This is a genomic window from Micromonospora sp. L32, assembly GCF_052068055.1.
Lineage (GTDB): Bacteria > Actinomycetota > Actinomycetes > Mycobacteriales > Micromonosporaceae > Micromonospora > Micromonospora purpureochromogenes.
Genome location: NZ_JBQHDD010000006.1, coordinates 254,958 through 268,436 on the forward strand (window position 1 = coordinate 254,958; position 13,479 = coordinate 268,436).

Annotated in this window: 9 protein-coding genes; 5 read left to right on the top strand and 4 right to left on the bottom strand. The window is 73.4% G+C overall.

The window, feature by feature from the left end; all coding sequences use genetic code 11:
- The first annotated feature begins 131 nt into the window (after positions 1-131).
- Complete coding sequence (locus tag ACTMTB_RS18520) at positions 132-1,043, top strand: cyclase family protein (RefSeq protein WP_441147215.1); 912 nt, start codon at positions 132-134, stop codon at positions 1,041-1,043.
- 71 nt (positions 1,044-1,114) lie between these two features.
- On the opposite strand, the gene ACTMTB_RS18525 is transcribed toward ACTMTB_RS18520, so the two are convergent.
- A complete protein-coding gene (locus ACTMTB_RS18525) occupies positions 1,115-2,155 on the bottom strand; it encodes a S66 family peptidase (RefSeq protein WP_441147217.1) in 1,041 nt (346 codons plus the stop codon).
- A 132-nt stretch (positions 2,156-2,287) separates the two neighbouring features.
- On the opposite strand from ACTMTB_RS18525, the gene ACTMTB_RS18530 reads away from it, so the two are divergent.
- Both ACTMTB_RS18530 and ppc read left to right on the top strand, forming a co-directional pair.
- Positions 2,288-3,325 carry a hypothetical protein gene (locus ACTMTB_RS18530; RefSeq protein WP_441147219.1) on the top strand — a complete coding sequence of 346 codons (1,038 nt, stop codon included), beginning with the start codon at positions 2,288-2,290 and terminating at the stop codon, positions 3,323-3,325.
- Between the two features lie 120 nt (positions 3,326-3,445).
- Entirely contained in the window at positions 3,446-6,232 is a 2,787-nt protein-coding gene (gene ppc / locus ACTMTB_RS18535) for a phosphoenolpyruvate carboxylase (protein WP_441147221.1), read from the top strand.
- 63 nt (positions 6,233-6,295) lie between these two features.
- Here ppc and ACTMTB_RS18540 read toward each other — a convergent pair whose 3' ends face one another.
- The gene (locus ACTMTB_RS18540; protein ID WP_441147223.1) at positions 6,296-7,102 is read right to left on the bottom strand and encodes a hypothetical protein; all 807 of its coding nucleotides are present in this window, start codon (positions 7,100-7,102) and stop codon (positions 6,296-6,298) included.
- A 54-nt stretch (positions 7,103-7,156) separates the two neighbouring features.
- Here ACTMTB_RS18540 and ACTMTB_RS18545 point away from each other — a divergent pair, with 54 nt between their 5' ends.
- Together ACTMTB_RS18545 and ACTMTB_RS18550 are read left to right on the top strand one after the other, a co-directional pair.
- Complete coding sequence (locus ACTMTB_RS18545; protein WP_441147225.1) at positions 7,157-8,320, top strand: DNA recombination protein RmuC; 1,164 nt, start codon at positions 7,157-7,159, stop codon at positions 8,318-8,320.
- Between the two features lie 148 nt (positions 8,321-8,468).
- The gene (locus ACTMTB_RS18550) at positions 8,469-11,786 is read left to right on the top strand and encodes a S8 family serine peptidase (protein ID WP_441147227.1); all 3,318 of its coding nucleotides are present in this window, start codon (positions 8,469-8,471) and stop codon (positions 11,784-11,786) included.
- Between the two features lie 196 nt (positions 11,787-11,982).
- Here the strand turns inward: ACTMTB_RS18550 and ACTMTB_RS18555 are convergent, their stop codons facing one another.
- Positions 11,983-12,435: a hypothetical protein gene (locus tag ACTMTB_RS18555; RefSeq protein ID WP_441147229.1), complete on the bottom strand. Its 453-nt coding sequence runs from the start codon at positions 12,433-12,435 to the stop codon at positions 11,983-11,985.
- Between the two features lie 38 nt (positions 12,436-12,473).
- On the bottom strand, positions 12,474-13,460 hold the full coding sequence (locus tag ACTMTB_RS18560; RefSeq protein WP_441147230.1) for a 4-hydroxy-3-methylbut-2-enyl diphosphate reductase: 987 nt from the start codon (positions 13,458-13,460) through the stop codon (positions 12,474-12,476).
- Between the last annotated feature and the right edge of the window lie 19 nt (positions 13,461-13,479).

Genomic DNA, 13,479 nt, shown 5'->3' on the forward strand with positions numbered 1-13,479 from the left:
GGCGCAGATTCACGGAAAGCGAGCCCAAGCGCGGCGGAGGCCACGAGTTCTCCGAAAGTGCGCGGATCTTGCACGGGCGGCCGGGTCGGGTGGATCTTGACTGGGGTGGGTGGGCGTGGTCGGGTGGGTGGATGGGAGAGCAGTATCGGGCGCAGTTCGACGCTGAGGTCACGTTCGCCAACGGGGGCGGGCTGCGGACCGACGGGTTCCGGCTGGACATCCCGGGGCGGGAGATCGACGACGAGGCGCTGGCCGCGCTCTTCGTCCGGCACCTCGGGCTGCTGATGGTCGCCGACGTACGGATCACCGGCCGGACGATCATCGAGGAGCCGCACAAGGGCGGCCGGGGCGTCACCGCCGATCCGGGCGACACGGGTCGACGCCTGGTCGAGCTGAGTCACGTGATCACGGACGGGATGACCACCCTGCCCGGCTGGCCGGGCCCCCGGATCAGCGAGTGGTTGACCCGCGAGGCGTCCCGGGCGAACTACGCACCGGGCACCGAGTTCCAGGTGGGCCGGATCGACATGATCGCCAACACCGGGACGTACCTGGACACCCCCGCGCACCGCTGGGCCGAGGGCGCCGACCTCACCGGCGTCCCGCTGGACCGGCTCGCCGACCTGCCCGGCCTGGTGGTCCGGGTGCCGGCCGGCACGCGCGCGGTGGACCGGCTGCTGCTGGCGCCGTACGACGTCGCCGGGCGCGCGGTGCTGCTGCACACCGGCTGGTCCGCACACTTCGGCACCGACCGGTACGGCGCGCCGGACGCCCCGTACCTCACCGGCGACGGGGCCCGCGCCCTGGTCGAGGCGGGCGCCGCGCTGGTCGGCGTAGACTCGATCAACATCGACGACATGAGCCCGGCGTCCGGGGGCGAGCGCCCGGCGCACAGCGCGCTGCTGGCCGCCGGCATCCCGATCGTGGAGCACCTGACCGGCCTGGACGCCCTGCCCCCGGACGGGTTCCGCTTCACCGCCGCCCCGCCCATGGTGGCCGGCATGGGCACCTTCCCGGTCCGCGCCTTCGCCGTCGTCGGCTGACCCGACTCCCCCAGGCGTCGGCCGGACGCAGGCACCGACGGAACAAGGTGCGGGCTGGGAAGGCCGGCTTCTCAGTACCGGACCGAGATTCGGCGCTCGACGGCGTCCACCCGGATCTCCCCGCCGTACGGGATGATCAGCTGCGGGTCGGTGTGGCCGAGGTCGACGTCGAAGACCACCACCGCGTCGGGGCGGTACGGGGCCAGCGCCCGGCTGACCGCCTCCCGCTGCGCCTCGGCCCACGCCAGCCGATCCGGGACCGACCGGGGGCTGTCGAAGTCCCACGCCTTGGGGCGGCCGACGACGACGGCGGGGAAGGCCGCGAGCAGCCCGCGCTCCCCCATGTTCCGCACGATCCGGAACACCTCCTGGGCGCTCGGCAGCTCCTCCGAGGTTTCGAGCACCAGCACCGAGCCGGTCAGTTCCGCGGCGGCGGGGACCCGGTCGGCGGCCATCAGCCAGTGCAGGATCTCCAGGTTGCCGCCCCAGGTGCGTCCCTGGACCACGGTCGACGGGCCCTGCCAGTGCCAGCCGGTGCCGGGGAACATCACCGGCTCCTGCGCCAGGGTGGCCGGGTCGCGCCAGTCGCGCGGCTCGTCGCCCCACTCCGGCGCGGGCGTGAGGTCGTACCAGCCGGAGGTGAAGAGGGCGGCGCGCAGCGAGTCTAGGGTGAGCGGGTGCGGCCGGCCGGACCGGCCGAGGTGCACCAGCACTGACCCGCCGTGGTACGCCACGATGCCCAGCCGGTAGAGGTGGTTGAGGACGTTGGTGTTGTCCGAGTAGCCGAAGTAGGGCTTCGGGTTGGCCCGCAGCACCGCGTCGTCCAGGTACGGGGTGACCGTGATCAGGTCGTCGCCGCCCACGGTGGCCAGCACGGCGGTGATCGTCGGGTCGGCGAAGGCGGCGGTGAGGTCCCGGGCCCGGTCCTTCGGGTCGGCGCCCATCGTCCGGGTCGTCGGATACTCCACCGGCTCCAGGCCGAACTCCTCGCGCAGCCGACGCAGGCCCAACTCGTACACGTGGGGGAAGAGATCCGGCAGGCCGGCGGAGGGTGAGACGACCGCGACCCGGTCGCCGGGGCGGGGCTTGCGCGGGTAGGTCGGGAAGGTCATGTCCGGACGCTACCGAGCGCGGCCAACGGGTTTTCCGGTCGTGTGGCCAACCTTGATCAGGTGGCGGGCCCCCGCCAGGCAGGGCGGGCGAAACGCCCCGAACACGGGCAAGCAGGGCCCTAGGCTGGCGAGGTGGAGGAGGAGCCGGAGCTGCGGACCCGCGAGTGGTTACCCCGCACGGCGGCCCTGCTGGTCGGCACCCTGGCCCTGGCCACGGCGTTCATCGCGGCCTACGTGGGAGCGCTGCACCAGCCGACCCCGCGCGACGTCCCGGTCGGCGTGGTCCTCGGTGACCAGCGCGCCCAGGCCGTGCTCGCCGGGGTGCGCGGCCGGACCGACACGATCAAACCCATCGAGTACGACGACCCGGCCGCGGCCGACGACGGCCTGATCGGCCGCGAGGTGTACGCGGTGCTCAGCTCGACACCCCAGGGAAAGCTCCTGCTGACCACCGCCACCGCGTCCGCGCCCGCCGCCACGGAACTCGTCACGCAGGTGCTGACCACCGCGGCCGGGCGCGCGCAGACCCCGATCGAGGTCACCGACGAGGTGCCGGTCGCCGCCGGCGACCCGCGCGGCGTGGTGCCGTTCTACCTGGCGGTCGGCCTGGTGCTGGGCGGCTACCTGGGGTCGACCGCGCTGGGCATCTCGCTCGGCACCGCCCCGCACAGTCTCCGCCGGGCCGGCCTGCGGATCGCCTCGCTGGCGGTGCACGCCGTGCTGTTGGCGGTCCTCGCCACGCTGCTGGTCGGGCCGGTGCTCGACGTCTGGGACCACGACCTGCCGACGCTCGCCGCCGTCGGCATGCTCACCACCTTCGCCGCCGCGATGGTCGCCGCCGCCGTCCAGGCCTGGCTGGGCCTGCTCGGCACCGGACTGGTGATCCTGGTGCTGGTGGTACTCGGCAACCCCGGCTCCGGCGGCATCTACGCCCCGGAGTTCCTGCCCGCGTTCCTGCGCGGCATGCACCGCTGGAACGTCCCCGGGCTGGCCACCGACCTGGTCAAGTCGGCGGTCTACTTCGACCTGCGGTCCGCCCGGTGGCCGCTGGCCGGGCTGCTGGTCTGGGTCGCGCTCGGCCTGGTCGGCCTGCTCACCGCCACCCTGGTGCGGGGCCGCCGGGCCGCTCGACGGCCGGCCCGCCAGCTGGACACCAGGCCGGACGCGTGAACCCGGCGGAGATCGTGGGGAAGGTGACATTGCGGGCCCCCTCCTTACCGGCGGGTCCCCACGGATACGATCGACGGAGTCGGACAGCGCTGTCCTTCGTACTCACGTAAGGAGCGCATGGTGACCGACCAGCACGACCACGACGGCCCCGACGCCGCCCTGCGGGCCGACATCCGCCGCCTCGGCACTCTGCTCGGCCAGACCCTGGCCCGCCAGGAGGGCCGCCCCCTGCTCGACCTGGTCGAGGAGATCCGCGCCCAGGTCCGCTCGGACGCCCCCGCCGCCGCGCAGCGGCTCGGCGGGCTGGACGTCACCACCGGCACCAAGCTGGCCCGCGCCTTCTCCACTTACTTCCACCTGGCCAACATCACCGAGCAGGTGCACCGCGCCCGGGACCTGCGCCGACGCCGGGCGGCGCACGGTGGGTGGCTGGACCAGGCGGCCAAGATGATCGCCGAGCGCGGCGTGCCGGCCGAGGAGATCGCCGCGGCGGCCCGCCGGCTCGCGGTACGCCCGGTCTTCACCGCCCACCCCACCGAGGCGGCCCGCCGCTCGATCCTGTCCAAGCTGCGCGCCATCGCCGACGAACTGGACACCGAGACCACCAACGCGATCCTCTACGGCGCCAGCGACGAGGGCCCGGCCAACCGGCGCCTGGCCGAGCTGCTGGACCTGATGTGGCAGACCGACGAGCTGCGGCTGGACCGGCCGGACCCGACCGACGAGGCCCGCAACGCCATCTACTACCTGCGCGACCTCTACGCCGAGGCCGCCCCGCAGGTGCTCGACGACCTCGCCGACACCCTGCGCACCCTCGGCGTGGAGACCTCGCCGACGGCCCGTCCGCTGACCTTCGGCACCTGGATCGGCGGCGACCGGGACGGCAACCCGTTCGTCACCCCGACCGTCACCCGCGAGGTGCTCCACATCCAGCACGAGCACGGCATCAGCGCCACCGAGAAGGCGATGGACCAGCTCATCAACGAGGTCTCGGTCTCCCGCCGGCTGCGGGCGGTGTCGCTGGACCTCTCCGCCAGCCTCGCCGCCGACCTGGACGCGCTGCCCGAGGTGGCGCCCCGGTTCCGCCGGGTCAACGCCGAGGAGCCGTACCGGCTCAAGGCGCGGTGCGTGAAGGCGAAGCTGGCCAACACCCGGGAGCGGCTGCGCCGGGGCACCCCGCACGTGCCGGGGCGGGACTACCGCGGCTCGGCCGAGCTGATCGCCGACCTGGAGCTGCTGCGCGCCTCGCTGGCGCGCAACTCCGGGCAGCTCACCGCCGTCGGCCGGCTCGCCTCCACCATCCGTACGGTCTCCGCGTTCGGCCTGCACCTGGCCACCATGGACGTGCGCGAGCACGCCGAGGCGCACCACGCGGTGCTGGCCCAGCTCTACGCGGCGGTCGGCGAGGTGTCGGACTACCCGTCGCTGACCCGGCTGGAGCGGACCAAGCTCCTCGCCGACGAGCTGGCCGGCCGCCGGCCGCTGTCGACGCTGGACACCCCGCTGACCGAGAACGCGCAGAAGACGTTCGACGTGTTCGGCGCGATCCGCGAGGCGCAGGACCGGTTCGGCGCCGAGGTGATCGAGTCGTACATCATCTCGATGACCCTCGGCGTCGACGACGTGCTCGCCGCCGTGGTGCTGGGGCGCGAGGCCGGGCTGATCGACGTGCACAGCGGCCGGGCCCGGATCGGCTTCGTGCCGCTGCTGGAGACCCCGGCTGAGCTGAACGCCGGCGGCGAACTGCTCGACGAGCTGCTGTCGCTGCCCGCGTACCGGGCGCTGGTCGCGGCCCGCGGCGACGTGCAGGAGGTGATGCTGGGCTACTCCGACTCCAACAAGGAGGCCGGCATCACCACCAGCCAGTGGTCGATCCACCGGGCGCAGCGGGCGCTGCGGGACGTGGCCGCCCGGCACGGCGTGCACCTGCGGCTCTTCCACGGCCGGGGCGGCACGGTCGGGCGTGGCGGCGGGCCGACGCACGACGCGATCCTGGCCCAGCCGTACGGCACCCTGGACGGCGCGATCAAGGTGACCGAGCAGGGCGAGGTCATCTCCGACAAGTACACGCTGCCGGCGCTGGCCCGGGAGAACCTGGAGCTGACCGTGGCGGCGGTGCTCCAGGCGACGCTGCTGCACACCGCGCCCCGCCAGCCGGCCGAGATGCTGGAGCGCTGGGACGCGGCGATGGACGTGGTCTCCGAGTCGGCGTTCCGCTCGTACCGGGGGCTGGTCGAGGACCCGGACCTGCCGGCGTACTTCTGGGCCTCCACCCCCACCGAGCTGCTCGGCGCGCTCAACATCGGCTCCCGGCCGGCGAAGCGGCCCAACACCGGGGCGGGGCTGGGCGGGCTGCGGGCCATCCCGTGGGTGTTCGGTTGGACGCAGACCCGGCAGATCGTGCCGGGCTGGTTCGGGGTCGGCTCCGGGCTGGCGGCGGCGCGGGCGGCGGGGCTGGAGGACGTGCTCGCCGAGATGAACCGCAACTGGCACTTCTTCCGCACGTTCCTGTCGAACGTCGAGATGATGCTGACCAAGACCGACCTGAGCATCGCCCGCCGCTACGTGGAGACCCTGGTCCCGAAGAAGCTGCACCCGATCTTCGACAAGATCGAGCAGGAGTACGAGCTGACCAAGCAGGAGGTGCTGGCGGTGACCGCCGCACCGGCCCTGCTGGAGAACTCGCCGGTGCTCCAGCGCACCCTCGCGGTCCGGGACACCTACCTGGAGCCGCTGCACCACCTCCAGGTGGCGCTGCTGCGGCAGTACCGGGACTCCGGGGCCGCCGGGCGCGCGATGGCGACCGCGCCGGGCGGCCGCCGCGCACCGAGCGACGGTACGGCGTTGGAGCGGGCGCTGCTCACGACGGTCAACGGCATCGCCGCCGGGATGCGCAACACCGGCTGACGAGCGACGCGAAAGGCCCCGGTCACGCCGACCGGGGCCTTTCGCGTGCCGTTCAGCCGGCGGTCACCAGTCGCCGCCACCGCCGAGGTCCCCGCCCCCGAAGTCCCCGCCGCCGAAGTCCCCTCCGCCGAAGTCGCCCGCCTGGTCGGCGCCGCCGAAGTCGCCCTGGTCACCGGCGTCCGTGCCCTGGTCGCCGGCGTCCGCGCCCTGGTCGGCGCCGTCGCCGAAGCCCTCCTGGTTGCCGGCCTCGTAGCCGTAGCCCGGGTCGGCGAAGGCCGGTGAGAAGAGCGCGTCGGCGATCAGCAGCCCGCCGAGCACCCCGGCGCCCGCGCCCAGCGCGGTCTTCCACCAGGGGGTGGAGTACCAGCCGGCCGGCACCGGCCGCCCCTGGTAGCGCCCGCCGGGGTAGTAGTAGGGGGTGTCCTGGCCCGGCTGCGGGCCGGCCTTGAACGTCTGCCCCTGCACCTGCACCTGACGTTCCTTGGTCAACTCGCCGGCGCCCTGCGCGGCGGCCAGCGGGGGCAGCTCCGGCCCCGGGTCCAGGCCGAGCGCCACCCGCGCCGCCCGGGCGTACGCCAGCCCCTCCAGCGCGGTCTCCCGGGCCAGCCGGTACTGCTGGACGGTCCCGGCCTGCTCGAGCTGGCTGCCGGCGGCGTTGTAGCGCTCCGCCGCGTCGACCAGCGCCTGGCGGACGGCCGGGGCGTCGCCGTGCAGGTTCATCACCTGGCCGCCGAGGCGTTCGTACCAGCGCTGGGCGTCGGCGCGCACGTCGGCGAGACTGCGCGCCTCGCGGGCGGCCTGTTCACGCCGCCACCAGACGAACCCGCCGACCAGGAGGGCCACGAGAATCGCCACGAGCAGAAGTTCCATGCCGCTGAACCTACCCGCAGGCGTCGGGTCGTACCCGTTTGGCAAGCTCTGGTGATGGACTTCTCGACGCTGGCCGTGGTGGTCGTCTGCCTGGCCGGGGGCGGCGCGGCGGGCTGGTACGCCGCCCGGGCCCGGTCGGCCGCCGAGATCGCCCGCCTGGAGGCCACCCTGGCGGCCACCCGCGAGGGCGAGGGGCGGCTGGAGCAGTCGATGCGGGCGCTGAGCTACGAGGCGACCGCCCAGTCGCAGGAGGCGGTGGCCCGGGCGGTGGCCCCGCTGCACGACACCCTGCGCCGCTACGAGCAGCGGGTGGGCCAGCTGGAGCGCGACCGGGTCGACGCCTACGCCGAGCTGCGCGAGCAGGTCCGCGCCATGAGCACGGTCTCCGGCGAGCTGCGCACCGAGACCAAGCAGCTGGTGGCGGCGCTGCGGGCGCCGCAGGTGCGGGGTCGCTGGGGCGAGCACCAGCTGCGCCGGATCGTCGAGGCCGCCGGCATGCTGGAGCACTGCGACTTCAACGAGCAGGTCACCGCCGCCACCGACCACCAGGGGGTCCGCCCCGACCTGGTGGTCCGGCTGCACGGCGGCCGGACGGTGGTGGTGGACGCCAAGGCGCCCTTCGACGCCTACCTGACCGCGATGGAGGCGCGCGACGAGCGGGGGCGGGACACCCACCTCGACGCCCACGCGCGGCACCTGCGGGCGCATGTCGACGCGCTGGCCGCGAAGTCGTACTGGGCGGCGTTCGACTCGACACCGGAGTTCGTGGTGCTCTTCGTGCCGGCCGACCCGTTCCTGGACGTGGCGTTGCAGCGCGACCCGACGCTGCTGGAGCACGCCTTCGCCCGCGACGTGGTGCTGGCGACCCCGGCCACCCTGGTGGCCCTGCTGCGCACGGTCGCCTACTCCTGGCGGCAGGAGGCGCTGGCCCGCAACGCGGTCGCCGTCCACTCGCTGGCCCGCGAGCTGTACGGGCGACTGTCCACCCTGGGCGACCACGTCGGCAAGCTGGGCACCTCGCTCGGTGGGGCGGTCACCGCCTACAACCGGGCGGTGGGCTCACTGGAGGCGCGGGTGCTGGTCAGCGCCCGCAAGCTGGCCGAGCTGGGCGTCTCCGACCAGGAGCTGGCCGCCCCGGCCCAGGTCGAGGTGGCGCCCCGGCAGCCGCAGGCCCCGGAGCTGTTGGATGGCACGTCCACCCTGGACCGGTCCAGCTAGCGTCCTGGATGTGACAGTGCGCACCTGCGCATGTCACGAAGTGGTCACAAGGCAGCGTTCGGTAGTGACACCGCCACAACGCAGCACAAAGGATTCGCTCACGCGTGCCCTGTCATCTCAGGGCCCTGTTCTCTGGAGGAAAGAGAACGTGAGCAAACCCCGCAACCTGAGCCGGCGTACCTCCGCCGGGCTCTTCGCCTCGGTCGTGGCCGCCGGCGCCATGGCCGGCGCGGGCGGCGCCGCCACCGCGAGCGCCGCGCCCGCCACCACCCCGGACGCCCCGGCCAACGCCGTCGAGGCGCTCGGCTCGCACGACGCCAAGCTGCTCGCCGAGGCCGAGGCGAAGCACGCGCCGACCGTGACCCTGATCGTCGCCACCGAGAAGGGTGAGGCGAAGGACGTCGCCGCCGCGATGAAGGACCTCGGCGGCACGGTCAGCCAGCGCTTCGACTCGATCGGCTACGTGCTGGCCAAGGTGCCCACCGCAAAGGTGCTGAAGGCCGCCACGCTGCCGGGCGTCGCCGCGGTCGACCTCGACGAGACCATCCAGCTCCCCGACCCGACCCCGGAGTCCGCGCCGAACGGCGCAACCGCCGCGGAGCAGGGCGAGACCCTGGCCGGGCCGGGCGCCGGCACCGGCGCGGTCAACCCGTACATGCCGACCAACGAGACCGGCGCGGAGGCCTTCAAGGCCGCCCACCCCGAGTGGGACGGGCGCGGGGTCACCATCGGCATCATGGACTCCGGTGTCGACCTCGACCAGCCGGCGTTGCAGAAGACCACCACCGGGGAGCGCAAGATCGTCGACTGGGTCACCTCGACCGACCCGCTCGAGGACGCCACCTGGCGGGCGATGATCACCGAGGTGACCGGCCCGACCTTCACCATCGGCACCACCGCCTGGACGGCCCCGGCCGGCAGCTACCGGTTCGCCACCTTCCGGGAGTCGATCACCGCTCCGGCCGGCGCGACCAGCGAGGTCGGCGGTGACGTCAACCGCGACGGTGACACCACCGACTCGTGGGGGATCCTCTACGCCACCGACACCCACGACATCCGGGTGGACGTCAACGGCAACCGCGACTTCACCGACGACGAGCTGATGCGCCCGTACAAGGAGAAGTTCCAGGTCGGCCACTTCGGCACGGACAACCCCGCCACCGCCGTCCGCGAGCAGATCCCGTTCGTCGTCGAGTACCGCGAGGACGTCGACACCAACCCGGGCGACGGGCAGCCCGGCCCGTACGCCGACTTCGTCAACGTCGGCATCGTCCAGGCCACCCACGGCACGCACGTCGCCGGCATCACCGCCGCCAACGACATGCTCGGCAACAGCGCCTTCGACGGCGCGGCCCCCGGCGCCAAGCTGGTCTCCTCCCGCGCCTGCACCTGGACGGGCGGCTGCACCGCCGCGGCCCTCACCACCGGCATGGCCGACCTGGTGATCAACCGCAAGGTCGACGTGGTGAACATGTCGATCGGCGGCCTGCCGGCGCTCAACGACGGCTCGAACGCCCGCGCCCAGCTCTACAACAGCCTGATCACCACCTACGGCGTGCAGCTGTTCCTCTCGGCCGGCAACTCCGGCCCGGGCCTGAACACCATCGGCGACCCGTCGGTGGCGTCCAACGCGGTCAGCGTCGCGGCCAGCATCAGCAAGCAGACCTGGCTGGCCAACTACGGCTCGGTGGTCCGCAAGGACAACGCGCTGTTCAACTTCTCCTCGCGCGGTCCGCGGGAGGACGGCGGCTCCAAGCCGAACATCGCGGCCCCCGGCTCGGCGATCTCCACCGCGCCGACCTGGCTGCCGGGCGTGCCGGTCGCCGAGGCCGGCTACCCGCTGCCGCCGGGCTACCAGATGCTCAACGGCACCTCGATGGCCGCCCCGCAGGCCGCCGGCGCCGCCGCGCTGCTGCTCTCCGCCGCCAAGGCGAACGACCAGGGGGTCACCCCGGCCGCGCTGCGCCGGGCCATCTACAGCTCGGCCCAGCCGATCGAGGGCGTCGCCACCTACGCCCAGGGCTACGGCATGTTCAACGTGCCGGGCGCCTGGGAGCTGCTGGACCAGGGCGTCGAGGCCCGCTCGTACACCTCGGACGCGCCGGTCTGCACCGAACTGTCGGCGAACCTGACCCGCTACGACGCCGGCACCGGCACGTTCGTGCCGAACCCCGACCGGGGCACGGGCGTCTACAACCGTTGCGCCGCCGGGCAGGGCGGCCAGAAGGTCAACCAGACGAAGACCTACAAGGTCAAGGTCACCCGTACCAGCGGACCGGCCGGCAACATCCGGCACGACGTCGAACTGCGCGGCGACGACGGCACGTTCACCGCGCCGAAGTCGGTGGTGCTGCCGCTGAACAAGGCGGTCACCGTCAACGTGGTCGCCAAGCCGCGTACCGACGGGGCGCACGGCGCGCTCCTGACCATCGACGACCCGGCCACCAACGTGGTCGACTTCGAGGTCTCCACCGTGGTGGTCGTCTCCAACGACGTGAAGAAGCCCGACTACTCGTGGTCCACCGAGGGTTCGGTCGACCGCAACAGCTTCACCTCGTACTTCGTGACCGTCCCGGCCGGCGCGGGCGCGCTCCAGGTCAACCTCTCCGGCATCGCCACCGGTTCGCAGACCCGGTTCATCGCCATCAACCCGTACGGCATCCCGGTGGAGAGCACCGCCAGCACTGCCTGCTACACCAACTTCTCCAACCCGGCGGCCTGCAAGCCGCAGGAGCGGGACTACCAGAACCCGATCCCGGGTGTCTGGGAGATCGAGGTGGAGGCCCGGCGCACCTCGCCGGCGCTGAACAACCCGTACCAGCTCCAGGCCCGGGTGCAGGGCGTCAAGGTCGAGCCGGCCGTGGTGGAACTGCCGTCGGTGACCGCCGGCACCCCGACCCAGGTCTCCTGGGGCCTGACCAACACCTTCGGCCCGGTGTCGGTGGCCGGCCAGGGTGGCGCGCTGTCCAGCGTGCACGCCGAGCGGCCGACCATCGCCCAGGGCGCGCAGCAGGAGTACACCGTGACGGTGCCGGCCGGGGCGACCAGCTTCACCGCCCGGATCGGCAACACCGCCGACCTCGGCGCCGACCTGGACCTGTCGGTCTTCCTGGGCGCCACCCGCGTGGGCCGGTCGGCCGACGGTGACTCGGAGGAGGCGGTGACCCTGACCGACCCGGCCGCCGGCACCTACCGGGTCGTGGTCGACGGGTACGCCGTCGACGGTCCGGGCACCAGCACCGCCTACGACTACCGGGACTCGTTCTCGGCGCCGTCGCTGGGCACGCTGACCGCCCCGACCACCCCGCTGCCGCTGCAGAACGGCGACACCGCCGCCCTGACCGGTACGGTGACCGCCCTGTCCGCCCCGGCCGCCGGCCGGGAGCTCTACGGCGACCTGGCCGTCACCACGACCGAGGGCGCGGTCGTCGGCCGTGGCTCGGTCGCGATCGGCGCGGTGAACTGAGCACCGCCTGACGGCGGTCTCCGGACCGCCGAGCACCACAGGAGCCCGTCCCCGGTCCCCGGGGGCGGGCTCCCCGCTTCCCCCCTTTGCTCTGCTGCGGCGGGGGCGACACTGGGAGCGCTTCGCCGTCGCCGGGAGGGCAGCAGAGCAAAGCGAGCGGGACAGGTCCCCTGCCCCCGGACGGTCGGCGCTTGCCTCAGGAGCGGCGGGCGGACTCGACGACGAAGGGGGTGCCCTGCTGGCAGGTGGTCATCATGTCCGGCTTGGGCTGGCCGGTGACGGTGACCCGGGCGCCGACGGCGAGCACGTCCCGGGGGCCGCCGATGAGCTGGTAGCCCTCGACCAGCAGGCAGTTCGGCTCCACCCCGGCCTGGACGGTGCCGGTGATGGTGGTGGCGCCCGGGCCGGGCGGCACGCTGGGGCCGACCGGCGGCCGCTTGGTCGGCGGCAGCGCGGTCGGGGGCGGAGCGGTCGGCGGGACGGCGGTCGGGTCGCCCGGCTGCGCCGGGCCGCTGCTGGGCGCGCTGGTCACCGGCAATCCTTCCGAGGGGCTGGGGGTGCCCGTCCGGTCGTCGCCGTCCTGGCCACCGCAGGCGGTCAGCGCCGCGCAGGCGACCAGTGCGGCGAGGACCATCCGAGGAGTCTTCATGCCCACTGGGACGTGACCGGCGGGCGATCCGTTCCCGGTCAGGCCCGCGCGGCGGCGGCCTTCATGTCGCGCTTGAGCTCCTGCGGCAGCGAGAAGGTCAGCCGCTCGTTGGCGGTGGTGATCTCCTCGACGTCGGTGAAGCCCCGCGCGGCGAGGTGGGTCAGCACGTCCTGCACCAGCTCGTCCGGCACGCTCGCGCCGGACGTGACGCCGACCGTGCCGGCACCGGCCAGCCAGGCGTCGTCGATCTCGTGCGCGAAGTCGACCAGGTGCCCGGCGCGGGCGCCGGCGTCCAGGGCGACCTCGACCAGGCGCACCGAGTTGGAGGAGTTGCGCGAGCCGACGACGATCACCACGTCGCACTCGGGGGCGATCTCCTTGACCACGTGCTGGCGGTTGGAGGTGGCGTAGCAGATGTCGTCGCTGGGCGGCGACTGGAGCAGCGGCAGCCGGGACTTGAGCCGGGCGACCGTCTCCAGCGTCTCGTCCACCGACAGGGTGGTCTGGGAGAGCCAGACGACCTTGTTCGGGTCCCGCACGGTGACCTTGTCGACGCCGTCGGGGCCGTCCACCAGCTGGATGTGCGCGGGGGCCTCGCCGGCGGTGCCGATGACCTCCTCGTGCCCCTCGTGGCCGATCAGCAGGATGTCGTAGTCCTCGGCGGCGAACCGCTTCGCCTCCTGGTGCACCTTGGTCACCAGCGGGCAGGTCGCGTCGATCGCCTTCAGCGAGCGCGCCTTCGCCTGCTCGTAGACCTCCGGGGCGACGCCGTGCGCGGAGAAGATGACGGTGGCGCCCTCCGGCACCTCCTCGTTCTCCTCGACGAAGATCGCGCCCTGGGCCTCCAACGTCCGCACCACGTGCTTGTTGTGCACGATCTGCTTGCGCACGTAGATCGGGGCGCCGTAGAGCTTGAGCGCCTCCTCCACGGTCTGCACCGCCCGGTCGACGCCCGCGCAGTAGCCGCGGGGCTTGGCCAGGAGCACGCGCTTGCCGGTCCGGGGGGTCGTCTCAGCCTGGGTCACCCGACCATCGTACGTGCCG

Coding starts and splice junctions, on each gene's coding strand:
- ACTMTB_RS18520 (WP_441147215.1), top strand. CDS start 132: ATGGGAGAGCAGTATCGGGCGCAGTTCGACGCTGAGGTCACGTTCGCC.
- ACTMTB_RS18525 (WP_441147217.1), bottom strand. CDS start 2,155: ATGACCTTCCCGACCTACCCGCGCAAGCCCCGCCCCGGCGACCGGGTC.
- ACTMTB_RS18540 (WP_441147223.1), bottom strand. CDS start 7,102: ATGGAACTTCTGCTCGTGGCGATTCTCGTGGCCCTCCTGGTCGGCGGG.
- ACTMTB_RS18545 (WP_441147225.1), top strand. CDS start 7,157: ATGGACTTCTCGACGCTGGCCGTGGTGGTCGTCTGCCTGGCCGGGGGC.
- ACTMTB_RS18555 (WP_441147229.1), bottom strand. CDS start 12,435: ATGAAGACTCCTCGGATGGTCCTCGCCGCACTGGTCGCCTGCGCGGCG.